Below are 23,431 nucleotides of genomic sequence, written 5' to 3'. Positions count from 1 at the left end.
ATAATCTTAATTATTTCATCACCCTTTTCAAGATGAAAAACATCACTTTTGAAAATAGCCTTTTAGCAATGTTCAATTTGACTTCAGGAGCAAAGTCATGGCTAGCCAAATCATTATTGAACCAGAATTCCCTATCCGCTTTAATTGGATCTTTGGAAAATGCCATTGCCTTCCATACATTGAAAAACACGATATCTCCAAATTTCGGATTGTGAAGTTTTCCTGACTCGACATCACGGGCGAACTTTTGGGAGACCTCATTAATGTTTTTAACATCAAGCGAATCCTTTCCTCCGCAGGCATAGGTAATCTTGTAGACCTTGTTGACTCCCCAGTGCCTCAAGGTTTCGTCAATGTATTTGGCAACATCCTTCTGGCCCGCACCGGCAGTTGAGACAACAACCAATGCCTTTTTAGTGAAAAACTCCGGCCTGTGATAGAAATAGGCAGTGTGGTCCAGGAAATTCTTCAAAAGGGCGGTGACGTTCATTGCATAAACGGGACATGCAATGATGATTCCGTCGGCATCCTTCATCTTATCAACAATCGGCTGAATGATGTCCCTGTGAGGGCATCTCTCCTCACCTTCAACGATGCATTTAAAACATCCGTTGCACAATGGAATCTTTTCCTTCATCAAATGGATTTCCTCAAACTCCCCATTCAAATTCTTTTTGGCCTGCTCGACCATTTTCCAGGTGTTCTTACGCCTTGGTGAACCGTTTATAATAACATATTTCATAATCATAACTCCTTAAGCTGAGTGTCTAAGACCAGCTTTTCCTTAAATTCAAACTGCCTGTCAAATTCATCCACTTCCTTTTCATCCACATCAAACACCTGAGGATTGTGGAAAATTCCCAAATCATTCCTCAAGACGCTTTCATCAAATACATTAATCATGAAAAAAGGACATTCATCACTTGTGTCTGTTCCTTCCAGGAATATGCCATAGTTTGACGCTGATTCAAAACCGAACCTGTGATAATAATTTTCATCACCTATCACAAGAACAAAAGGAATTTTTCTACTTTCAGCAAGACTTAATGTGAAACTGATCAGTTTTGATCCAACACCATTATTTTGATGTTTTTTATCAACTGAAACCGGACCCAATACCACAGCATCGATTTTATCTCCCCCGTAATCGATGAATCCTGTCGAATAATTGATGTGGCCAATGATTTTATTGTCAGTTTCAACCACGTATGCCAAGCTCCTGATGAAACTATCATCATCCCGCAGGTGATGAACAATGTAATGCTCAAAAGCGCCAGGCCGATACACATTCCAAAAGGAGTCCCTTACAAGTTCCTCAACTTCCCGATAGTCATTTTCATTTTCAAGTCTGATTTCCATGATTTTACCCCCTAACGGAATTATATATCAATTCTATATGATTTTTTGACTTTTCACACAGTCTCTCTACAAATTCATTGTCATCCTCAGGATAATTGACAATATAGTGCTCATACAAAAGGAACATGCCGTACTTGTAGAATGACTCGGCAAGCTGCCTTGAGTCAGCATCCTCACGAATCAGTTCCTTGAACTTCATAAGGTCAAATAGCTTGACCCATCCCTCAACTGCATCATCTATTATTCTCTTTTTGAGAAATGCATTGATCTTTTCGTTGTGATAGGACTCAATCAGGATTATCCTTGTTATCTTTGACATCTTATCGTCTTTGAGATGTGTTGCAAAAGCATCAAGGCCTGACTGATAGAAAAAATCAAAACCTACATCCAGATTTGCACTTGTATCCTCAATGGGAATATCTTGAGACAACATTTGAGCAATGTAAAACTCAAGAATGGAATCTAAAATCGATTCCTTACTCTTATAATGATTGTATATTGAGCTTTCCTTGATTCCAACTTCACGAGCAATTTGTCTTATGGATACACCATCATAACCAAACTGTGAGAATAAATCAATTGAAACATTGAAAATTTTTTCCTTGTTGTTCATAATATCAAACTAACAGTTGTTAGTTATATTTTGAATTGAAAGTTATATAAAACTAACGGATGTTAGTTAAAAAAAAAATTAAAAAAAATGAAATCTAATCAAAATTAGATTTCAGATAGCTGACAAAAATTGATGCAGCAGTCAAATCCGCAGTGGTTCCAGGATTGTATTTGTTTTTGAAAAGATACTCATCAAATTCCCCAACCCTCTCAATAAAGTCATCAGCATCCTTCATCTTAAGAAGATCCCTTGTCATCATTGAGATTTTAAGTGCCTCATCATCGCCGTATTTACGTGAAATAAGGGTGTCCGGCACATGGGACAAAATGGTGAGGAATGTTAAAAGGCAGGCCTCGTTTTTGGTCTTTTGCTCTCTCAATTCATGATAGGTCGGATAGCCAATTTCAAAAACGGCTGGCATGTCAGAGGTCATTTCACGTGCAAGCATATCCCAAGGGGCTGATATTTTCAAAACATCATACATTGTCTGATTGTTTTCCCGGAGTTCCTGTTTTGCATTGTCGCTTGCAACGTCATACTCGTCCTGGTCACCCATTCCACCTGCATCGGCAATGTTGATTGCATCGTACAAATCGCATGCGTCATCAACTGAGGTGTTAGCCATTAGAAGTTTAACGTTTTCACGTATGTCATCAAAACTGTCACTTATTGCCGCTGCAACTGCAATAGGAGTTGTCATCATGACAATACCAAGGTTGGTGTTGTTTTTAATCCACCTGTCGGTTTCTGCAACACCCTGAAGGATATATTTACCAAGCTCAGGGTTTTCTATGTCAACATCACTGCAAGCCTCACGGATGGTATCACCAATTACAATACCGCTGATGATGAAGTCTTCAAACTCCATATCATCATAGTCACGGGTACGATGAACATTTCCAGGTTTCGGATAACCGCTCACTTCCAATCCTGATGCTATTTGTGCTATTTTTGCAATTTCGTTTGGATTCATTCTATCACATCATTTAAAAGCAGATATGGTGCAAAGTTAGTGATTATTAAGTCCGCTCCAGCTCTTTTTATTGAAAGCAATGATTCAGTTATTGCCCTTTCAGTCAAAAATCCTTTTTCAATGGCCGCCATAAGCATTGCATATTCACCACTTACATTATATGCAACCAAAGGCAACATGAACTCGTCACGAACCATACGGACAACATCAAGGTAAGGCAAGGCCGGTTTGACCATTAAAAAGTCACATCCTTCAATGACATCAAGTTCACATTCACGGATTGCCTCAACCGCATTGGCAGGATCCATCTGATAGGATTTCCTGTCTCCCGCATGAGGTGAAGAACATGCTGCAACCCTGAATGGCTCGTAGAAAGCAGATGCGTATTTGGCGGAGTATGACATTATCATGACGTTTGTGTATCCGTTTTCATCCAGGCACTGCCTTATTGCTCCAACTCTTCCGTCCATCATGTCTGAAGGTGCAACAATATCGGCACCTGCCTCCGCATGGGACAGTGCAACCTTTGCAATGTATGGAAGGGATTCGTCGTTTAAGATTTCAATTCCATCGTCAGTGTCATCGTTTTCAACTATCATGCCGCAGTGTCCGTGTGAAGTGTATTGGCACAGACAGACATCAGTTATCACTACAAGGTTTGTTTCCTTTTTAAGCCTTCTGACAGCCTTTTGAACGATTCCTGTTGCTGAATAGTCAGGAGTTGCAATCTCATCTTTATCTTCCTCTTTTGGAATTCCAAATACAATAATTGATTTCAAACCTTTTTCTTCAAGCTGCTTTGCAAACTCGACACCACTGTCAAGAGAGTACCTGTACTCTCCAGGAAGAGATGAAATTTCTTCCTTTTGGTCTCCTTCGAGTTCTTCCTTGAAATAAATAGGGTAAATCAAATCATCCTTTTCAAGTTTAGTTTCACGAACGATATTTCTAATTTTAGCGTTTTTTCTAAGTCTTCTCATTCTTGTAGTTGGAAATTGCATAATAATCACTTAATGTATAGTATTATTTTGAAAATATTTAAAATTTTTACTTCACATTAATATAACTTAAAAAACAAAAATTAAAACAATTGCTTAGAGAGGCCAACACATGTCAAATTCAATTGGAGAAAAATTTAAAATAACAAGTTTTGGAGCAAGCCACGGTGCGGCTGTGGGAGCGGTAGTTGATGGATGCCCAGCAAACTTAGAATTAACAGCAGAAGATATACAAAAGGAACTTGATAAAAGAAAACCAGGAACCAGCAGTGTTACCACTCCAAGAAAGGAAGCTGATGAAGTCCAGATTTTATCCGGAATCTTTGAAGGAAAAACCGACGGAACACCAATTACCGGAGTAATCTTCAATAAAAATCAGCATTCCAAAGACTATTCCATGTTTAAAAACACTCCACGCCCATCCCATGGAGATTTTGGCTGGATGATGAAATACGGAAACTATGACTACAACGGTGGTGGAAGAGGAAGCGGAAGAGTCACCATAGGCCATGTAATCGGAGGCGCAATAGCCAAAAAGTTACTCAAAACCCAAAACATTGAAATCATATCACACGTTACACAAATCGGAGATATCAAGGCCGAAAAATTGGATTTGAATACCATCAAAGAAAACATTGAGAAAAATCCTGTCCGCTGTGGAGATTTAAAGGCTGCCAAAGAAATGGAAGATTTGATTTTGGCCAAAAAACAGGAAGGAGATTCCATTGGAGGAATTGTTGAAACCATTGCAGCCAATGTTCCGGCAGGTCTTGGAGAACCGGTATTTGAAAGGCTTGACGGAGACCTTGCAAGAATATTAATGAACATCGGTGCGGTAAAGGGCGTTGAAATCGGACTTGGATTTGATGTGGCAAAACACACAGGAAGCGAGATCAACGACGGCTACCAAATCGAAGACGGCAAGGTAACAACAAAAAGCAACAATTCAGGCGGAATCATTGGAGGCATGAGCAACGGAATGCCAATCGTTTCAAGAATAGCAGTCAAACCTACCCCATCCATTTCCAAATGTCAAGACAGTGTTGATATAAAAGCAATGGAAAATAAAAAAATAGAAATTAAAGGACGTCATGACCCTTGCATCTGTCCTAGAGTGACAGTAGTGGCAGAATCAAGCACTGCAATTGTTCTTGCAGACCATATGATTCGCTCAGGATTCATACATCCAAACAATCTTGAAAAATAACTATTCTCTTCTCAATATGGAAAGTTCATCGAATTCCTTGTGCTTGAAAGCCAGATTATAGGAATTCTTTCTTTCATTTTCATACAATGCATGACTAGTACTGTGAATTGAAGACTGAACATCCTTGAGAGATATCAGTCTAAATTTACGGGGATTGTTATAGTTCACATTGAATGACAAACCATCATATGCGGCAATTGTCTTTACACCTGTCTTTTTTGAAATCTTTTTGGCTTCTGTAACAGGATTGTTTGAAATCATCTTCAATCCCAAATGTGTCATTACCGCAACCTTAGGTTTCACTTCATTGATCAAATCGATGAAATTGCGTGAACACATGTGTCCGTTAATGGTACGGTTTCCAGGCCTTAAAACACTTGCAATAAGGATATCAGCACCCTTGTGCTCATCAGCCAATCCCTCAAAATAACCTGTATCTGATGTGTAGGACAACTTAAAGCCCCTGTAATCTATCTGAAAACCAACACCTGTCGGGTCTCCGTGTGATGTGGCAGTACCCTTGATTTTTACATTGTTCAGCTGTTGCCACTCTCCAGGCTTTAAAACCATTGTATCAGGTTTTGACTGGTGATAAGCTGAGATGCAGGGACCCCACATATCATAACCCTTCAGTACACTTTCACTACCTACAACAGTACCCAATGGCTTTGTTACCCCTCTTGTCATTGCCTCGATGAGGATTTCGGCATCATTGTAATGGTCAGTATGAGAATGTGACACGATGACCCCATTCAGATTACGGGGGTCGAATCCGAACTGATATGTTCTGATTAATGCTCCTGGACCAGGATCGATATGATAATTCTTTCCGCCCAAATTATCAATTCTGAATCCTCCAGTCATTCTTCTTTGGCTAATGGCGGAAAATCTTCCTCCACCACTGCCCAAAAACGTCAGTTTCATTTAAACCCCAGCTTATAATGAGCATAAAATGATATCACATTTAAGGGAAGACTTATCCTTTTTAAGACATAAATCTTCGTTTTCAATGATAACCTTATCTCCAATCTTTGCATCATCGCTGTCTGTAAACATCAATACGTTTTGGCCAGGGCCTGCAAGTCTTTTCCAGTTGCCGTCAACAGCCTGAGTCTTATCATTTAATTGAACATAAAGCATGTTTCCATCAATCTGGACAACACGGCCAACCTCACCCTTATCGATGATTTTATTTGCCATTTCTATTTCCAGATTCTGCTGGACCAATTTTTCAGTCAGTTCCTGTCTGAATTTGGTCAATACTTTAATATCATGGTCAATTGTAATATTCAAATGTTGTTGAGCTTTAGTTTTATCAAAATCCGGCTGTTGCATCAGCACGTCAACATTTTTGCCTACGGTAGGAGTTTTGGAAGCAACCTCTTCTATAATGCCCTGGAAAATCTCACCCATATACCTTAAACTTTGGGAGGCCTTCCAGTTTCTTTTGATTAATGTTTCAGCAGCACGCTTTGCAAATTCATTTCCAAAGACGATGAGTCCACTGTCTCCGGCCTTACGGGATTCAGTTTCAGAACCCAATAGTTCAACAATCTGATAACCGTTTTTGGTTCCGTAAATACGTCTTCTTCTTGTTTCAAAGGTTCCTTTAGTACTTACTTCCCCACGAATTGTGTTTCCGATTATTTTCAGCTTATTTGCATCATCGGTAATCTTGATTGAAATACCAAGTTCCTTGGCACGTTTAAGGAAATCATCATCATTGTCAATGTGTCCTTCATATAATTCTTCTTCTAATTTACTTAAATTCTTTTTATCACCAAAGTATCCTATTTTTCTTTTATCACTCGCCATTACACATCCTTTTTTTCCAACATAAGCGATAATTAAGCTCATAATATCTCCTAATTTGATATTTTTCTAAATTATTTAAAATATCAATAATTTATAATTTAATAATATTTATTGTAATCATATATTATAAATGTTAATAAGTTAATTAATTATTTTTAAAAGATTAAATAAAAAGAAGAAAAGGGTTTAAACTACGTTTTAAATGATTAAACAATATCTTTAAATAACAATATAACAATATATATAATTATATTAAATGTTAATTATTTATCATTATAGATTAACATGACAATATAAAAACAACAGGAGAAATAACATGAAAGATCTCACTAAGATGTTTAAACCTGAGTCTGTAGCTGTTATTGGAGCTTCCAATACGCCTGGAAAAGTCGGATACATTATCGTGGACAATCTTATCAATGACGGATTTGAAGGCGAAATATATCCAGTAAACCCTAAAGGTGGGGAAATCCTTGGAAAAACAGCTTACGCAAATATAAAAGATGTACCTGGAAAAGTAGATTTGGTAATCATTACTATTCCTTCCCCATTCGTAAATGCCGCAGTTAAGGAATGTGGTGAAGTTGGCATAGAAAATATGGTTGTCATTACCGCAGGATTTAAGGAAGTCGGCGAAGAAGGTGCAAAATTAGAGGCAGAATTAACCGCACTCGGAGAAGAATACGGAATAAACATTATCGGACCAAACAGTTTAGGAATAACCGATTCACACACCCCGTTAAACGGTTCATTTTCACAAATGATGCCACCAACAGGAAACATTGCATTCATCTCACAAAGTGGAGCAATGATGGTAGCAATTATCGATTGGAGCGTAACCTCAGGAATCGGATTCAGTAAAGTTATCAGTTTAGGTAACAAGGCTGGAGTAACTGAAATCGAGCTGTTACAATACCTTGCAGAAGACGATGAAACAAACGTTATCATCTGTTACCTCGAATCCATTTCCGACGATGAAGACTTCGTAAGAACCATGAGGGAAACCGCACACAAAAAACCAATAATTATACTCAAATCCGGTTCAAGTTCAGCTGGAGCAGCAGCTGCATCCTCACACACTGGAGCATTGGCTGGAAGTGACCTTGCATTCGATACCGCATTCCACCAATCAGGAATCATGCGTGTTGAAACCATGGCAGAACTCTTCGATTTAGGATTGGCATTTTCCAAAGCACCACTTCCAAAAGGTGACAATGTTGCAATTATTACCAATGCAGGTGGTGGAGGAGTACTGACCGTAGACGCAATGGAAAAAGCAGGTCTGAACCTCGTTCAATTTGATGAAGAAACCACTGCAAAACTGAAAAAATGTGTAACTGACGAAGGAAGTGCAAAAAACCCTATTGACGTGTTGGGAGACGCACCTGTAAGCAGATACAAAGAATCCCTCGAACTTGTTTTAGGTTACGAAGATGTGGACAGTTTAATCATCATGGTTTGTCCTACCGCATCAGCAGATCCTGACGGAATTGCAAATGCCATTTTAGAGGAAAGAAAAGAATTCGACAAACCTATCATTGTAGTTAACATGGGTGGTCCATCCTTTGAAGCTGCAAATGAAGCTTTAAGAGCAAACGGTGTGCCAACATACGTATTCCCTGAAACTGCAGTAACTGCACTTGAAGCAATGACCAGATATGCAAGACTGGAAGACAGAGTGTACGATGATGTCATTGAAAACGTTGATGACGTTGACAAGGATGCTGTAAAAGCAATCTTTGACAAGGTTGTTGCTGACGGAAGAGACACCCTGCTTGGAAGTGAAGCATACGCAGTAGCTGAAGCATACGGAATTTCAGCAGCACCAATCAAATTATCAACTTCCGCTGATGAAGCAGCAGAACTTGCAGAAGAGATGGAATTCCCTGTTGTACTTAAAATCGCATCCGATAAGATTTTACACAAATCCGATATCGGTGGTGTAAAAGTGGGAATTGAAAATGCGGATGAAGCTAAAGCAGCATATGATGAAATCATTGCAAACGCTAAGAAAGCTCACCCTGACATTATCCCTGACGGTGTGGAAGTACAAAAAATGATGGATTCCGGTGAGGAAGTAATTGTCGGTATGATTAAAGACAAACAATTCGGTCCTATGATTGCATTCGGTATGGGGGGAATCTATGTAAACCTTATTGAGGATGTCGCATTCAACCTTGCTAAAGGAATGAGTTCACAGGAAATCGATGAGCAAATCGAAAAAACCAAAGTATCCAAACTCCTTGCAGGATACCGTGGTGAAGCTACTTGTGATGTAGAAGAAGTTAAAGAAGCTATCAAAAGAGTAGCCAGATTAACTTTAGACTTCCCAGAAATTACCGAGTTGGACATTAACCCAATCTTCGTTTACGAAGAAGGATCTTCCGCACTCGATATTAAAATCAAATTATAATTTCTCTTTTGAGAAATTTACTCTTTTTTTCTTTTTTATTAACTATTCATGGTGATATTATGGATGGTGAAATTGACTTAGAATCCTATACCATTTCAATTATAAGAATCAACACAGCCCTGTCCAAACTTGAATCGAACGAAAACATCAATGAGATTAAAGAATTGTTTTGTGAAAGCTTTGAGGATTTGGATAAGCTGTACAGAGACATTGTAAGTGACCTGAATCAAGAAGAGGTCAACATTAATGAATATTATCTCTTTTTCCAGAACGGCAAACAGGTTTTTCCACAATACATTGAAGTTTTGGGAAATATTGACAATGATGAACTTGACGATACCTTAAATCCACTAATAAACGTTTTCAACAATCTAAACAAGATTGCCGACGGATTCAAGCAGGAAGATTATAATGAGTTGCGATTTGAGTAAAGTTGGAATCGAAAAGGGTTTGCAGTATGAATGCATAACCACCACAATCAGTGAGGATGGCGTGAAAAATGCGGGTGCCTTCGCATTCAAGTATCTCGGCGAGAACAGGGTCTTCTGCAGAATCTTTGAAGGGTCAAAAACATTGAAAAACATACAGGATAGACAAGAGTATGTAGTTAACATCACACAAGATCCACTTGTTTTCACATATGCCACACTAGATTGCATGGGCGATGAATATTATACCAGTGATGATGACATTGCCATCATTAAAAACACTCCAGCTTACATTATTGTTGATGTTGAAAGGATTGAGAAAAAGACACCTGATGACTTTCCCCTCAAGGGTGACAAAAACATATTTTTCATAACCGGAAAAATCAGAAAATTCGTCATCAATGATGAAAACGCACAGGCATTCAACAGGGGACTGTCCGGACTGATTGAAGGGCTTGTAAACTTCTCACGATACAAGATTGTCGATGATGAAAAAAGAAAGGAATACATGGACAGGCTTGTTGAAAACCAAAGGATTATCGAAAAGGTCAGTGATGAGAAAACAATTAAAGCAATGGCTGATTTGAAAGCCGAATACGAAAAAAACTGATTTTAAAAAAAAGAATAAAAAAGCATAGTTATTCAACTATGCTTCCCAGTATAATTTATCTTGGGAAATGGTTTGATTTAAGATTCCTAATTCAACTTCTAATTGTTGGAAAGCATCCACATTTGCTTTGTAGGTTTCATTTAAACCGGAGATGAATGGGAAACTTTCTAATGAATCTTGTTCTGCATCTTCATTTGCAACAATGTCTTTAGGTAATAATTTTACGACATCAGCTGTTTTATCTGCTTTGATTTGTTCGTTGATATAGTTTGTTGCGTTTTCGTGAATTGCGATTATGTCTTTAGTAGTGTTTTCATTGTTTTTAATGAAATCTTCAGATGCTACAACAACACAACATGGGTGTCCTGGCATGATTTCGGATGAATCAGCCAATTCATCAATTGCGTCATCGGTTTCTCCAAGGCTTACATAAGGTTGGAATGTTATTGCAGCTGGAAGATTGCCTGTTTTCAATGCATCGTTGATTGATGGAACTTTCATTGCGGATTCGTTAATGTCATCCAAGGACATTCCATTATTTTTCAGGTATGCTGAAAGCAATACATGTTGAATGGATGCATCACCAGGAGTTGCAATGGTTTTTCCTTTCAAGTCTTGTGCTTTTTCGATGTGAGAAGCATCGTTGACGATAATTCCGCTTCCTTCTGTTTGTGCAGCGGAAATAACTTTAACCGGCACACCAGCAGATATTGATGACAATACTGGGGAAATACCTACATAACCCACATCAACATCTCCACTAGCCATAGCGGTCATTAAATCTCCACCATTGTTGAATTGAACCAATTCAGTGTTGATTCCTTTATCTTTGTATAAACCTTGTGCATCTGCTACAAATAATGCAGCATCGTGATCGGATGGCAAATATCCGATTTTTACTGTGTTAGAAGAATCTCCTCCTAAAAAGTCGAAGAGTCCTGCACTGGCGGATCCCATTACTAAAAATGCGGCAAGTGCTAACACCAAAACAAATGAAATTTTTTTATTCATATTATTTCTCCATTAATTTATTTAAATAAATTACAATTATTAATTTACAATGAGTATTATATATAAATTACTTTACATAAATTAACAATTGTTATATTAGAATCCCTAATTTTAATATTTAAAAAAATAATATATAAAGTTTTTTATCAATTATTTACCGACAAGAGCGATATTGACATATTTTTCATACTCTGAACAGTTGACATCACCGATATTTTTCAGATTGAGAATGCTCACGTTCTTGTTGTTCTTGGACAATTTCATATGAGCGTTGATGTAACCATCCTGTTCAATGAGCCTCAACATTCTCTTTCCATAGGTGAAATCAGGATTTGCAACACGGGTGAGCATAAGGTCCAATGTTTTAGCATAGTCAATGCCCAACACTTCACACATTCCATACATTTCATTGATTATTTCAGCAGCCCATTCCCTTAATGTTACCTCTTCACCATCCCTTAATAATCTCATTGAATCGACATATGCCTTTTCGGCAACATTCTCCTCATTTATCTTGGCTTCCTTTTGCCAGAGAGAATAGTCAGACTCTTCCTTGACGTACATGTAAATCAAAAAGAGATGGAGGAAGTTCATGTCGTGCAGGACAAGGCCGCACTTATAGAACGGATTGATGTCCAATGTCCTTATCTCAATGTATTCTATTCCGTCACTGTTCAATGAATTAAGCATGTCCTTAGGATTTTTAGGCTTCAACCTGATTTGGGTATAAAGCTCCTTGGCCTCTGACAAGTCGCCGTCATCAATGAATTTCTGAATATCAGCTGTGAAATCCTCAACAGTATCGTATGACGGATACAATTCCTTCAGGTTCTTATATCCGCAGGATGCGTTTCTAAATGATGGTCCCCTTGTTGAATAATAGCTGCCATGCTCGTCTTGTGCATCCATCAGGTGAATGCAGTCATTGGAGAATGTCTTGTGAGATCCTATTGAACAGCCTGTCAAATAAATAATCAGCCAGCAATACCTAAGGTAGTTTCTGGCTATCTTTAGGTAAACATGATTTTTAAACTCCTTGAATGATAGTTTAGAGTTTTCAATTGAGTGCAATTTCTTTAAAAAGCGATCTTTAAATGAGAAATTGAAATGCACTCCTGAAATCATCTGCTTTTTAACACCATACTTTTTAGCCAATTCCTCACGGTACTTTTGAGATTCCTCCCCTTCCTCAGAGTATTGGGCTATCGGTATCTGGTCCCAATACGGCAGGATACATGGGATTGACTGAAACCACAGGTATTCATCATCCGGAAGAGATGAATTGACCAAATCAGACAATAGGGAAAATGTAGAAAAAGCCTCATCTATGGTGTCGAAAGTGGGAGTGATAATTTCGATTTGACTTTCTGAAAAATCAGTAGTGACAAGAGGATTTGTTAATTTATCGCCAAAAATAGCTGGATGAGGTGTTAAAGATAACTTACCATCCTCATTGGCGCGCAAGCTTTCCCATTCTATTCCAAATGAACCTTCCAAAATTTCATCTGAGGGTATTTTGGCTAAATTCTTTAAAATCATTTTCATCCCCCTTTTAGTTTAAATTTGTATCTCATTAACTTATATAGTTATGTCTAATTTTCCATAATCCTTGATGATTTTTTCAATATCAATTCCATTTTTTGTCAAATTTATTAAATCCTTTCCAGGGTTTGAATGTTTTTTAATTCTATCATACAATGGTTTTAGAAATATCTCCTCACCTATGTTCCTTTCCTTTAGACCATCAGATGAGAGATCAACAATGTCTCTAGATAAACGGCACAAATCATTTTTATTAATGAATCCTGGAAGTTTTTCCTGTATCAGAAGCTTTCTAAGTTCACCTGCGGTGTATCCCCTATGATACAATACAGTATCGTTGGTTATGATGTCTTCCAGTTCATCCAGTTTATCCTTAAGACCCAAGTGGAATGCCGCCACACACATTGAATCCCTTATCGGCTGTGTGCATATGCTTCTAAATTCAACGGTTCCTCTGAATGTGAGATTGATAAACTTAAACGGCCTTAGGTATTTAATATCATTGATGCATGGCTTGATGTCAATCTGGCGATATCTTCCATTACAATAGATTTCACCGGAAACGTAATCCTGTGCAAAGTATTCCAAAAGATTCATAGACGGGAAGTTTATATATGCACCATCACGCATCACGCAATAGATATTTAATGATTCCAGATATGATTGAAGGTCATTCAAGTCCTTGAATTCAACGTCATAGACTCCAATATTGTGAGGATTTACGCCATGGGTTGAATATTCCCATAGCGCATCCCTAAAGCAAGTAAATTGGTTATCTTCACCGTATAATACTGAATTTGAAAAGAGCAATGCCTTAATCGGCTCTATTTTTGAAAATACATTGATTGTCTTTACCAGATTTTCCCGGGTTACATCGAGCTGAACCTGGGATGCTGATGAAAACATTCCATATTCAGGGTATTTATGGAAATGCATTGGAACATTGTCATAATTCTTAAAGGATTTCAAGTGATGATAAAGCATCAGATACCTTTCTGATGGAATTGGCTCATTGACATTGTATTTCCTGTAGGGGTTGATTCCCATTCCGGTCAATGTGTGGTTATGCTGCTCAAAGGATTCCTTTACAAATGTATAATATTCACTGAATCTCTCATTTATTGAAAACAAATCCCTTTCACGACCCATAGCAAATTCAATGTTGTTGTATGAACAGTCATAACAGACTATATCATCATTCAAATGATTTTTCAGGGAAAATACATTCCCGTCATAATCGACACCGTCTGTTTTGAAATCACCGAACTGCCTTTGGAACTTCCCTGTGATTTCATGGACCACATTGAAATCAACCGCTTTTTTATCAAGATTAATAATCGGAATTTCAATTTCAATGCCTATGAAATTCTTGTTCTGATTGGTTGGTCTTATAAACTCTCCATACAATTGATTTCTAACCATCTCTTTATTGATCATCATTACCATCCTGATTTACTGTTTTCAAAAATTCTTCAATTGCCTTTTCATGAAATTCTGTGAAAATGAATTCATTATCATGTTCCTCGCTTTCAAACACGATATTGCCGTCAATCAAACCGAACAGCTTGTTCATCTCAACTTCCTTCCAGTCCTCATCATCATTTACAGGAGTTGAAGCCACCAAAAATCCATCATCATTTTTAAGGTAGTACAATGATTCCCTCATGTTAGAGTGGATGTAGGTCAAATCCCCATCGTAAATCATTATGTTGAGCTTGTTGTTTTTTGATAAGTCTGATATTATCCCGGCCAATAGATTGAAGCGTTCCTTTATGGTTGATGGTGCGCCTTTTGCGCTTTCAAACTCATTCACCTTGTCTATAATGTATAATAGTATTCGCTCAGAATCAGTGTCCCCATTCTCCTTATCTTTGTATTTGTCAAGTTCAGGATAATCAAAAATGGTTCCATTATGAATTAACATCCATGATCTGTTGTTATCATCTGCTTCGGTAAATGGGTGGCAATTGGGAGATATGATTTCACCAACCGTAGCTAACCTGATGTGAGCGAACACATTCTTTCCAACAATGGGATTGGATAATATATCCTTTAAGTGTTTGCTACATGTTGCTTTTACCGGCTCTTTTTGTATAATAAATTCATCGGATTGCATAGTTGCCAATCCCCATCCATGTGGATGTTCATCAGAGTGTTCGTAAAAACATTCAAGGCACTTATTTACTTGTTTTGGCGTATTAGAATTAAAACAAAAAATTTCACACATATATTATCCTCCCTCATTGGTTTATCACAATTGTTATATTGCGATAACATATGTTATATAGAATTTTATAGTATATAAAAATTTGCTAAAAAAAAGAAGAAAAAGGGGGATGAAAATCCCTATTTTTTTATGATTAATTTCTTGGTTAAGGCGTCCTTGCCATAAGTTATTGTATATTTAACCTTTTTGCCGACTTTAAGCTTTTTAACCATGGATTTTTTAACTTTCCATATTCCAACGCCCTTGCTGTTGGTTTTGACCTTATAAGTCTTGCCGTTGAACTTGACTTTCAGGGTCTTGCCTTTCAGATACTTGCCGTCAACCTTGCTCAGGGAAATCTTGACTTTAGTGGTCTTGGCAGACTTTTTGACCTTTTTGTCTGATGCTTTTATAATCTGTTTAATGTTGACCTTGTTGGTTGCGCTTACACCATTATAAGTGGTTTTGACATTGTATGATCCAGGCTTGATGCCTGTGTCAAGGTTCAGGGTTGCATATCCATTTGCATCGGTTTTGACATTGTTGTTCTTGCCGTTGAAGCTGATTACAACATTTTCGCCTGCAACCGGCTTACCATCCTTCATAACCAGTACTTTATATGATGCCTTGCCGCTGTACATGACATTAATGTCCTTGTTTTGAGTTAGCTTATAGACTGGAGACTGTGTAATGTTGATTGGGATAATGCTCCATTCATTAGAATACTCATCATCACCGGAATATAACACAATAGCAGTGTATTCTCCGTTAACCAAACCTTTAGGTCTGACTGTGGCGGTTCCGTTTACCGCATCAGCAATATAGTTAACTCCGTTGATGTTTACTATAATAGTGCCTGTAGCACCAGATGAAAGCTTGACGATAATATCATCATTAGCATTTTGAGAGATGCTTTCAATTGAATCATGGGCAATGCTTTCAATTGTGATGTTTTTTATTTCATCCCCATATTTCACATAGGATTTTAAAACTGTTGGAGTTGACGGCAGATTGATGATAAACATTGCCTTTCCGCCCACCAGTGTCTGGTCGCCCCAACCATATAAGGTCACTGTTCCGGAGACCGGAGTGTCTAAGATATCAGTAATATAGATTGGAATCTGAATTGTCCTGCCGACAAAATCGACAATCGATGAGTTAACATTTATTGAATAGAATTCAACATTTTCAGCATTGTTTTCGATAATGGCACTGCCGGGATTGTCTTCATAGACTCCCATAGGACCATAAAAAGAATTGCTTAAAATCTGATTGTTCATTCCTTTTATCCAAATATCGGCACCGTCACCAGCAGTGCTGTTAAGAAATCTATTGTTTTCGACAACACAATTGTTATTATCAAAAATATAAATTGCACCACCGTTTCTTGTGGAATGACTATCAATGAATTTATTGGATTTTACGGTAATGTTATCTCTATTAATGGAAATTGCTCCCCCATCACGATTACATGAACTGTTGATGAAGTTGGAGTTAATTATAGTGGAATTGAAACCAGATACTCCTATTGCTCCCCCATCAAAATATGCATAATTGTTGATAAAATTGCAATTGTCAATAATTGCATTCCTACCACTTGATTCAATTGTTCCGCCACTTGATGCAAAATTATTGGTGAAATTAGAGTTCAATACGGAAACATTATCACCCCGTATAAGAATAGCACCACCCGCTCTTGCATTATTATCTTCAAAAACACATTCATCTATTATGTTATTTGCGGTAAATTGTCCTATTTTAATGGCTCCTGCATCTTGGGTTGCAGCATTATTTATAAAACTGCAGGACATTATTTTACAGTTTGAACCGGTTATGTCAATAGCACCAACATCTGTACTCTCATTATAATAACTCCCCTCATGCATATTATACTTCTGAATTATTGGCGCATATCCATTTATGAATTTGATGCCCTTTATAACCACATTGCTTGCGGCAATATTCATTATGCTTGATATTCCATTCGCATCCAGTGTGGCTATTGAGTTAGGGTTTGACTGTGAGCCCCCAATTAGGGTTATGTTATTTTTTGTTACATCAATTGGGTTTCCTGAATTTGAATAATACTCGCCGTTGAGATAAATTGTTTCTCCTTCGCTAGCGGAGTTTATCCAACTTTGAATATCTGAAAACTCATATGCTCTGACGACGTCCTCTTTTAATTTGTTATCTTCATTATTTTCATTGAGAACATCATCAGAAGAAGTCTGTTCATCAATCTGATTAATTGTTTCTGTTGAAATGTCTTGTAAGTTGCTTTTCTCGAAAGTTATATTGTCCTGGGCCGTTACCGCTCCTATGGACAATATTAAAGAAAGTAGCAAAGCAACAAGAAGTAGTTTTTTTGTAACTTTCATTTTCTTAACCTCTACTTTTTGAACTATTAAAAATAGTTAATTGATTATTTAACTTTCATTATATAAATAGTTATACAATTTAATAAATTTTAAAATCAAAATTTTACAAAATGAGAATATAGTTAAAAAAATTTATACAGTTTAGCATTACCTAAATACTTGACAATATACAATTATAACATTGACATGATGTAATCAGTCAAGAAAATAAGACACAAGCAGCAAAAAAAATAGAAAAAAGGCAGATTTAACTGCCTTTCCAGAAAATCTTATCCTGTGATAAAGGATCTTTTAAAACACCCAACTTAACTTCCAGGTTCATAAAGTCCATTACATCCTGTTTGTAGGTATCATTCAAACCTGATATGAATGGGAAACTTGCCATTGAAGTCTTTTCAACCTCAACATCACTTACAATGTCACTTGGAAGCATTTCCGCAGCCTCATCAGGTTTTTCATTAATGAATTTTGTTGCGTTTTCATGGATTTCCAATATCTTTTGGGTCTCGTTCGGCTTGTTTTCAAGGAACTTGTCTGTTGCCACAACAACACAGCATGGATGCTCAGGCAGTATGTCCTTTGAACCTGCAAGGACGGTAGCACCGTTTTTCTCAGCAATAGTCACATAAGGCTCAAATGTTATCATACCGTCAATCTTTCCGGTTTTGAGAGCATCATTCATTGAAGGAACCTTCATTGCTGAAACCTTCAAATCAGAGATTTTCATTCCATTCTGCTCAAGGTAGTAGGTCAACAGCATGTGCTGGATTGAAGCCTCACCCGGTGTTGCTATCTTTTTGCCAGCCAAATCGGAAACATCGTTAATTCCTGAGTCTTTGGCAACGACGATTCCTGACCCTTCAGTCTGTGCGGCGGAAATTACCTTGACCGGAACTCCTTTGGCAATTGATGAAAGAACCGGTGTGATTCCAACATAACCCACATCAACTTCACCGCTTGCCATTGCAGTCATCAAATCTCCACCATTGTTGAACTGTACCAGTTTGGTATTGATTCCATTTTCCTTGTATTTGCCCTGAGCGTCTGCAACAAACAATGCCGCATCGTGATCAGAAGGCAGATACCCGATTGTTACAGTATCGCCTGAACCTCCCAAAAGGAAATATCCTCCGGCAATAACAATAACGATAATTGCAATAATAATTGCGATAACTTTATTATCCATTTAATCACCAATAATAATTATATTAAAGAAATGATTAAAAGGTTTTGATTATGGTAGCGGAAAAGATCACTCAATGCATGAAACCCCACGGAGAAGAGGGCTACGAGACCATTGAAAACATGAACGAGAACCATCAGGAAATCTCCGAATATGCATTCGAATGCCTTGAAGTTGGCAAAAACGACAGGATATTGGACATCGGTTGCGGCGGCGGAGTAAACATTGAAAAGTTTTTAAAGCTTACTTCAAACAGTGTTGACGGACTTGACTATTCCGAAGTATCAGTTGCCGCATCAATAAGACAAAACCAGGATGCGGTGGACAATGAAAGATGTAAAATCATGCAGGCCGATGTGTGCGACATGCCGATTGACGATGAAAGCTATGATTTGGCATCTGCCTTTGAAACCGTTTACTTCTGGCCAGAAATAAGGAAAACATTCAAGGAAGTGGCAAGAATAATCAAACCAGGAGGACAGTTCATGATAGCTCTTGGAACCGACGGCAACCATCCCGATGATGAAAAATGGCTGGCCACAGTTGAGGGAATGAGCGTATACACTCCGGAGGAACTGGAAGAATATCTTCTTGATGCAGGTTTCAAGAGTGTGAAAAGTAGCGTTAAGCCAAATGATTATATTCTGGTAGTTATTGCTCAAAAATAATTTAAAAAAAAAGAGTTTAAGTAGATGTTATTGCATCTTAGAATGCAACAGCTTCCACTTTGTTGTTTTTGTTGAATTCGTTTAATTTGGACATTAGGTCATTGTTTTTTATGTTGCTTGAGTCTTTTGCCCAGATTGCTACGATGTATTCTTTTCCGTCTGCTTTTATGACTTCACTGACACCATGGGTTGCGTGGTCATAGTCTGTGAAGTTTGCAATTTTGTCAATTTAAATCACTAATCTGCAGCATTAATATAGATTATGTTTAATGTTATGAAAAAAAGTAAAACAAATATTTCCCCAAGTGTCAGGGAAAAATAAAAAAAGAGATTTAAAAAATGTTATAGCTCAAAGTTAAAGCTTACTGTTGTAAACTTCATTCCGCTGTCCCTGATTTTTTTGGACTTGATGTCAACATTTCCGTACTGCTTTAGGAAAGTATTGATTTCATTTGAGACAGATTGATAGTTTTTTCTGTCATAGACACGGTAATTTCCCATGAACTTAACAGTATCACTGGTTTTGAGAATGTTTACCTGATCCATCCTGTATGATTCGTTGTTTTTCTCCAAAGTGGAGTTAACTTTTTCCACTATCTCTTTTTTGATTTTATCTTTTTCCTCATCACTTATCATGATATCTCCCCCGGAATTTTTTGAAGCAAACAAAAGGCGAATAAACCATCTTTATTAATATATTTAATTCACATTATTGTTAAACATTAAGCCGCCTCCCAATTCATTTTTGAATTTTTTGAAAAAAAATATCCCCTATAAAGAACTCCAACCAACCAAATACCTTAAAAAACTCAACAAATCTAATGTTGAGGGCCATTATCGGTCAAGAAGCTTCGATGAACTGCTGGTGACAGTCTATTGCAATGAAAAGGAAATCATCGATGAGATATTCAAGGAATGGTTCATGGCCAATAATGATTTGATGGCTCAGGAAGCCTTTTCATATGAAATGAATGACAAATAGTACATTGAAAAGCTTAAGGGATAACTCTTGTATGATTCGTTGTTTTTTCAAGAGTGGAGTTAATATTTTCTACTATCTCTTTTGATTTTGGAAATAATATCCATAAATTATTATAAAATACCATTAAAATTACCCTATGAACTTCCTATGAGCTATTTTCACATTACTCTGATTAACCATTGCATACTGCATAGTAGTGTCAATCTGTACATGACCCAATAACTTTTGAACCTGTTCAATCGGCATTCCCTTATCGATTGCATTAGTCGCCATTGTTCTTCTGAATTTATGAGGATGCACTTTTTTAATATTGGCCTCCCTGCCAAGTTCACGTATTCTCCTCTCGACTCCATTAATCCCAAGTCTATTGTAAGGTTTTTTAAATGACACGAATAATGCAGGATTATGATCTTTTCTTGACGCCAGATATTTTTGCAGATGAATTTTTGTTTTAGCATCAAAGTAAACAATACGTTCAGAGTCTCCTTTACCCAATACTACACATTCCCGTTCATTAAATAAAACATCATCAATATTCAAATTAACTAGCTCACCCACACGTATACCAGTTGAAGCCAAAAGCTCAATCATTGCCAAATCCCTAATGTTGCTGCAATTGTCCCTTAAAATCTCAAAATTTTCATCCGATAAAACTTCTTTAACAACCTTTCTGGTTTTAATCTTATGAATTCTTCGAACAGGATTTTTAAGAATATAATCCTCATCTTCAAGCCAACTGAAAAAACTTGAAAGAACACGACGTATATTGTCAATAGTTGATTTAGATGCAGTAGTTTGGTCTTTATAGTCAGACAAATATTTTCTCAAATCATCAGTAGTGATGTTTTCAATTTTTAAATTAATTGAACCCAACATCTTGAAAATAGTTGTTTTATAATAAGCAATAGTTCTTTCTGAACATCCCTCAATTTGTTTAGCTGAAAGAAAATTAACCACCAAATCATGATTTTCTTTTGATTCATCAATTGTTAAATTCTTATCCTTTTTAATAACCTCAAAATCATTTAATACTGATTCAAGAGCATGATTAAGTTCAGATATTTGAGATTCATTTAAATAATATTTCATTTTAGTTTTAATTAAATTAATTAAAATATTTTTCATGAAAAATCACCATATACAAATATCTTTTTAATAAATTTTGAAATTATATACAGCATCAAATACTACGATTTAGCGGATTTGATGATGAATGGAAATCGGTTAAATTGGGTGATATTTTAACATTTTATTCTACAAATTCATTTTCAAGAGAAAAATTGAATTATGAACAGGGAAATGTTAAAAACATACATTATGGCGATATTCACACTAAATTCCCAACAATATTATCTGTTCATGATAATAAGGATATTCCTTTTATTAACAATGACATAGATTTGTCTAAATACAAAGATAGTCAATATTTACAAGATGGGGATTTAATTATTGCTGATGCTTCAGAAGATTATGCTGATATTGGAAAAGCTATTGAAGTTAAAGATATTAATGATGAAAAAGTGTTAGCCGGTTTGCATACAATTTTAGCTCGTGATGAAAAAAATATAACAATTAATGGTTTTAAAGGTTATCTATTTTTAACAGATGATTTAAAAACAAATATTAAACGAATTGCAAACGGAATTTCGGTGTTGGGAATAAGTAAGAATAATTTATCTAAATTAAGTGTTAATATTCCTTCTAAGAGTGAACAACAGAATATTGTAAATTTATTTTCATTTATTGATAAAAAAATTGAATTATTGGAACATAAATATGAGGATTATCAGAATTTCAAGAAGTACTTGATGCAACAGATTTTCGCACAGAAATTAATTGATGCAACAGATTTTCGCACAGAAATTAAGATTTAACTTCAGTGATGAATGGAAGTATCTAAGTGTTAATGATATTTTTAAATCTGTTTCTCCAAGAAGATATCAAATAAAAAGTGCTGAAATAAATGATTATGGTGATTTTGAGGTTATTGATCAAGGCCAAGATGAAATTGCTGGTTATTTTGATGATAAAAATAAATTATGTCATGAGTTGCCTATTATTATATATGGAGACCATACAACATTTGTTAAATTTAGAGATAAACCATTTATTGTTGGAGCGGATGGTGTTAAACTTTTATTACCAAAAATAAATACTATTCCAAAATATTTATTTTATGCATTAGAACACTTTAATATCAAACCTGAAGGGTATAAAAGACATTTTTCAATTATAAAAAATGTAAAGTTGCCTATACCAAATTTAGAAGAACAAAATAAAATATCTGACATGTTTTCTAATGTTGATATAAAAATAAACTGTACTCAAAAACAACTTGATGAAACAAATGAATTTAAAAAAGGATTGCTCCAACAAATGTTTGAATATATGCCAAAGCAGATAATTCTTAATTTCTGTGCGAAAATCTGTTGCATCAAATATTTTTTGAAGTTTACATATGAATCGTGTTTCTTTTCCAATAATTCTATCTTTTTATCAATAGTAATTAAAAAATTAGCAATTTTTTCTTGTTCTGAAATAGATGGAAGTTTAATTTTGAATTTTCTAATATTTTCCATAGATAAAGCTGGTTGGGAGCTTTTAGTAACATATTTTAGTATTTCTTTTTTAATTAATATAGAATTAAAATAAAATTTAAGTAAATCAGGATTAACCTCTTCATCACATCTTATTCTACATACATTAGGTGCTAAATAATATTTATCATTTTCTGAGATTAATGCAACTTCACCAATGGTTCCAACATATGTAAATAATAAATCACCAATATATAACTTACTTCTGTTTAATTTAGTAAAATCACTATTATCAATATATTTGACATCAGATAAGTCTAATTTATTATTTTTAATGTTTAATCCTCTTAAAGCAATAATATTGCCCTCATCAGAATAATTAACATATTCTGTGAATTCAAATCCAGCTAATTTTGTAACATCACTAATTTCACCTAATTGATGCGATTTCCATTCTTCATCAAATCCACTAAATCGTAGTTGGTAAATATGACTCAAATAAACAAAA

23 protein-coding genes and 1 pseudogene are annotated in these 23,431 nt (G+C 36.1%); 8 read left to right on the top strand and 16 right to left on the bottom strand.

Annotation, left to right across the window (positions count from 1 at the left end):
- Positions 1–10: 10 nt before the first annotated feature.
- From QZV03_RS09315 to hemB, 5 genes are all read right to left on the bottom strand, one after another.
- On the bottom strand, positions 11–742 hold the full coding sequence (locus QZV03_RS09315; protein ID WP_296876130.1) for a flavodoxin family protein: 732 nt from the start codon (positions 740–742) through the stop codon (positions 11–13).
- A 2-nt stretch (positions 743–744) separates the two neighbouring features.
- Positions 745–1,359, bottom strand: a complete 615-nt coding sequence (locus tag QZV03_RS09310) for a GNAT family N-acetyltransferase (protein WP_296876128.1) — start codon at positions 1,357–1,359, stop codon at positions 745–747.
- A gap of 4 nt (positions 1,360–1,363) precedes the next feature.
- Complete coding sequence (locus QZV03_RS09305; RefSeq protein ID WP_296876126.1) at positions 1,364–1,972, bottom strand: TetR/AcrR family transcriptional regulator; 609 nt, start codon at positions 1,970–1,972, stop codon at positions 1,364–1,366.
- 94 nt (positions 1,973–2,066) lie between these two features.
- Positions 2,067–2,945 (bottom strand): triphosphoribosyl-dephospho-CoA synthase, encoded by an 879-nt coding sequence (locus QZV03_RS09300; protein WP_296876124.1) that lies wholly within the window; start codon positions 2,943–2,945, stop codon positions 2,067–2,069.
- Entirely contained in the window at positions 2,942–3,946 is a 1,005-nt protein-coding gene (gene hemB / locus QZV03_RS09295) for a porphobilinogen synthase (protein WP_296876122.1), read from the bottom strand. Before hemB ends, QZV03_RS09300 begins: the two co-directional genes overlap by 4 nt.
- 109 nt (positions 3,947–4,055) lie before the next feature.
- Here hemB and aroC point away from each other — a divergent pair, with 109 nt between their 5' ends.
- Entirely contained in the window at positions 4,056–5,150 is a 1,095-nt protein-coding gene (gene aroC / locus QZV03_RS09290; RefSeq protein WP_296876120.1) for a chorismate synthase, read from the top strand.
- Here the strand turns inward: aroC and QZV03_RS09285 are convergent, their stop codons facing one another.
- Positions 5,151–6,074, bottom strand: a complete 924-nt coding sequence (locus tag QZV03_RS09285) for an MBL fold metallo-hydrolase (RefSeq protein WP_296876117.1) — start codon at positions 6,072–6,074, stop codon at positions 5,151–5,153.
- A gap of 12 nt (positions 6,075–6,086) precedes the next feature.
- Entirely contained in the window at positions 6,087–7,007 is a 921-nt protein-coding gene (locus tag QZV03_RS09280) for a DUF2121 domain-containing protein (protein WP_296876115.1), read from the bottom strand.
- Between the two features lie 274 nt (positions 7,008–7,281).
- On the opposite strand from QZV03_RS09280, the gene acs reads away from it, so the two are divergent.
- From acs to QZV03_RS09265, 3 genes are read left to right on the top strand one after another with little or no spacing between them, the layout of a single operon-like run.
- Complete coding sequence (acs, locus tag QZV03_RS09275; protein ID WP_296876113.1) at positions 7,282–9,378, top strand: acetate--CoA ligase alpha subunit; 2,097 nt, start codon at positions 7,282–7,284, stop codon at positions 9,376–9,378.
- A gap of 59 nt (positions 9,379–9,437) precedes the next feature.
- Positions 9,438–9,809 carry a hypothetical protein gene (locus QZV03_RS09270; RefSeq protein ID WP_296876111.1) on the top strand — a complete coding sequence of 124 codons (372 nt, stop codon included), beginning with the start codon at positions 9,438–9,440 and terminating at the stop codon, positions 9,807–9,809.
- Entirely contained in the window at positions 9,790–10,416 is a 627-nt protein-coding gene (locus tag QZV03_RS09265; RefSeq protein ID WP_296876109.1) for a DUF447 domain-containing protein, read from the top strand. Before QZV03_RS09270 ends, QZV03_RS09265 begins: the two co-directional genes overlap by 20 nt.
- A 36-nt stretch (positions 10,417–10,452) precedes the next feature.
- Here the strand turns inward: QZV03_RS09265 and QZV03_RS09260 are convergent, their stop codons facing one another.
- The 6 genes from QZV03_RS09260 to QZV03_RS09235 form a co-directional block, all read right to left on the bottom strand.
- A complete protein-coding gene (locus QZV03_RS09260) occupies positions 10,453–11,427 on the bottom strand; it encodes an ABC transporter substrate-binding protein (RefSeq protein WP_296876107.1) in 975 nt (324 codons plus the stop codon).
- Between the two features lie 150 nt (positions 11,428–11,577).
- Positions 11,578–12,966, bottom strand: coding sequence for a glutamate--cysteine ligase (locus QZV03_RS09255; protein WP_296876105.1), 1,389 nt, complete (start codon positions 12,964–12,966; stop codon positions 11,578–11,580).
- A gap of 39 nt (positions 12,967–13,005) precedes the next feature.
- Complete coding sequence (locus QZV03_RS09250) at positions 13,006–14,409, bottom strand: hypothetical protein (protein ID WP_296876103.1); 1,404 nt, start codon at positions 14,407–14,409, stop codon at positions 13,006–13,008.
- Entirely contained in the window at positions 14,396–15,196 is an 801-nt protein-coding gene (locus QZV03_RS09245; protein WP_296876101.1) for a class II glutamine amidotransferase, read from the bottom strand. Before QZV03_RS09245 ends, QZV03_RS09250 begins: the two co-directional genes overlap by 14 nt.
- Positions 15,197–15,315: 119 nt before the next feature.
- On the bottom strand, positions 15,316–17,553 hold the full coding sequence (locus tag QZV03_RS09240; protein WP_296876099.1) for a hypothetical protein: 2,238 nt from the start codon (positions 17,551–17,553) through the stop codon (positions 15,316–15,318).
- A 247-nt stretch (positions 17,554–17,800) separates the two neighbouring features.
- Entirely contained in the window at positions 17,801–18,739 is a 939-nt protein-coding gene (locus tag QZV03_RS09235; protein ID WP_296876094.1) for an ABC transporter substrate-binding protein, read from the bottom strand.
- A 50-nt stretch (positions 18,740–18,789) separates the two neighbouring features.
- On the opposite strand from QZV03_RS09235, the gene QZV03_RS09230 reads away from it, so the two are divergent.
- Positions 18,790–19,404, top strand: coding sequence for a class I SAM-dependent methyltransferase (locus QZV03_RS09230; protein ID WP_296876091.1), 615 nt, complete (start codon positions 18,790–18,792; stop codon positions 19,402–19,404).
- A gap of 342 nt (positions 19,405–19,746) precedes the next feature.
- Here the strand turns inward: QZV03_RS09230 and QZV03_RS09225 are convergent, their stop codons facing one another.
- Complete coding sequence (locus QZV03_RS09225) at positions 19,747–20,040, bottom strand: hypothetical protein (RefSeq protein ID WP_296876088.1); 294 nt, start codon at positions 20,038–20,040, stop codon at positions 19,747–19,749.
- Positions 20,041–20,149: 109 nt separating this feature from the next.
- On the opposite strand from QZV03_RS09225, the gene QZV03_RS09220 reads away from it, so the two are divergent.
- Positions 20,150–20,386, top strand: coding sequence for a hypothetical protein (locus QZV03_RS09220; protein WP_296876087.1), 237 nt, complete (start codon positions 20,150–20,152; stop codon positions 20,384–20,386).
- A gap of 129 nt (positions 20,387–20,515) precedes the next feature.
- Here the strand turns inward: QZV03_RS09220 and xerA are convergent, their stop codons facing one another.
- A complete protein-coding gene (gene xerA / locus QZV03_RS09215) occupies positions 20,516–21,511 on the bottom strand; it encodes a site-specific tyrosine recombinase/integron integrase (RefSeq protein WP_296876085.1) in 996 nt (331 codons plus the stop codon).
- 47 nt (positions 21,512–21,558) lie between these two features.
- Here xerA and QZV03_RS09210 point away from each other — a divergent pair, with 47 nt between their 5' ends.
- Positions 21,559–22,260 carry a restriction endonuclease subunit S gene (locus QZV03_RS09210; RefSeq protein WP_342764238.1) on the top strand — a complete coding sequence of 234 codons (702 nt, stop codon included), beginning with the start codon at positions 21,559–21,561 and terminating at the stop codon, positions 22,258–22,260.
- Positions 22,226–22,717: pseudogene (locus tag QZV03_RS11310) on the top strand (restriction endonuclease subunit S); the annotation flags it as partial. The gene QZV03_RS09210 and the pseudogene QZV03_RS11310, both read left to right, overlap by 35 nt.
- Here the strand turns inward: QZV03_RS11310 and QZV03_RS11305 are convergent.
- Positions 22,711–23,421, bottom strand: a complete 711-nt coding sequence (locus QZV03_RS11305; RefSeq protein WP_394350687.1) for a restriction endonuclease subunit S — start codon at positions 23,419–23,421, stop codon at positions 22,711–22,713. The pseudogene QZV03_RS11310 and the gene QZV03_RS11305 sit on opposite strands and share 7 nt — an antisense overlap.
- Between the last annotated feature and the right edge of the window lie 10 nt (positions 23,422–23,431).

The organism is uncultured Methanobrevibacter sp. (assembly GCF_902788255.1).
GTDB lineage: Archaea > Methanobacteriota > Methanobacteria > Methanobacteriales > Methanobacteriaceae > Methanocatella.
Note: the sequence above shows the minus strand (reverse complement) of the source record. Positions and strands in the feature narration are given on the sequence as shown.

Bases quoted from the DNA above. Each gene is read 5' to 3' on its own strand.
- QZV03_RS09315 (WP_296876130.1), bottom strand. From the start codon at position 742: ATGAAATATGTTATTATAAACGGTTCACCAAGGCGTAAGAACACCTGG.
- QZV03_RS09310 (WP_296876128.1), bottom strand. From the start codon at position 1,359: ATGGAAATCAGACTTGAAAATGAAAATGACTATCGGGAAGTTGAGGAA.
- QZV03_RS09305 (WP_296876126.1), bottom strand. From the start codon at position 1,972: ATGAACAACAAGGAAAAAATTTTCAATGTTTCAATTGATTTATTCTCA.
- QZV03_RS09300 (WP_296876124.1), bottom strand. From the start codon at position 2,945: ATGAATCCAAACGAAATTGCAAAAATAGCACAAATAGCATCAGGATTG.
- hemB (WP_296876122.1), bottom strand. From the start codon at position 3,946: ATGCAATTTCCAACTACAAGAATGAGAAGACTTAGAAAAAACGCTAAA.
- aroC (WP_296876120.1), top strand. From the start codon at position 4,056: ATGTCAAATTCAATTGGAGAAAAATTTAAAATAACAAGTTTTGGAGCA.
- QZV03_RS09285 (WP_296876117.1), bottom strand. From the start codon at position 6,074: ATGAAACTGACGTTTTTGGGCAGTGGTGGAGGAAGATTTTCCGCCATT.
- QZV03_RS09280 (WP_296876115.1), bottom strand. From the start codon at position 7,007: ATGAGCTTAATTATCGCTTATGTTGGAAAAAAAGGATGTGTAATGGCG.
- acs (WP_296876113.1), top strand. From the start codon at position 7,282: ATGAAAGATCTCACTAAGATGTTTAAACCTGAGTCTGTAGCTGTTATT.
- QZV03_RS09270 (WP_296876111.1), top strand. From the start codon at position 9,438: ATGGATGGTGAAATTGACTTAGAATCCTATACCATTTCAATTATAAGA.
- QZV03_RS09265 (WP_296876109.1), top strand. From the start codon at position 9,790: ATGAGTTGCGATTTGAGTAAAGTTGGAATCGAAAAGGGTTTGCAGTAT.
- QZV03_RS09260 (WP_296876107.1), bottom strand. From the start codon at position 11,427: ATGAATAAAAAAATTTCATTTGTTTTGGTGTTAGCACTTGCCGCATTT.
- QZV03_RS09255 (WP_296876105.1), bottom strand. From the start codon at position 12,966: ATGATTTTAAAGAATTTAGCCAAAATACCCTCAGATGAAATTTTGGAA.
- QZV03_RS09250 (WP_296876103.1), bottom strand. From the start codon at position 14,409: ATGATGATCAATAAAGAGATGGTTAGAAATCAATTGTATGGAGAGTTT.
- QZV03_RS09245 (WP_296876101.1), bottom strand. From the start codon at position 15,196: ATGTGTGAAATTTTTTGTTTTAATTCTAATACGCCAAAACAAGTAAAT.
- QZV03_RS09240 (WP_296876099.1), bottom strand. From the start codon at position 17,553: ATGAAAGTTACAAAAAAACTACTTCTTGTTGCTTTGCTACTTTCTTTA.
- QZV03_RS09235 (WP_296876094.1), bottom strand. From the start codon at position 18,739: ATGGATAATAAAGTTATCGCAATTATTATTGCAATTATCGTTATTGTT.
- QZV03_RS09230 (WP_296876091.1), top strand. From the start codon at position 18,790: ATGGTAGCGGAAAAGATCACTCAATGCATGAAACCCCACGGAGAAGAG.
- QZV03_RS09225 (WP_296876088.1), bottom strand. From the start codon at position 20,040: ATGATAAGTGATGAGGAAAAAGATAAAATCAAAAAAGAGATAGTGGAA.
- xerA (WP_296876085.1), bottom strand. From the start codon at position 21,511: ATGAAAAATATTTTAATTAATTTAATTAAAACTAAAATGAAATATTAT.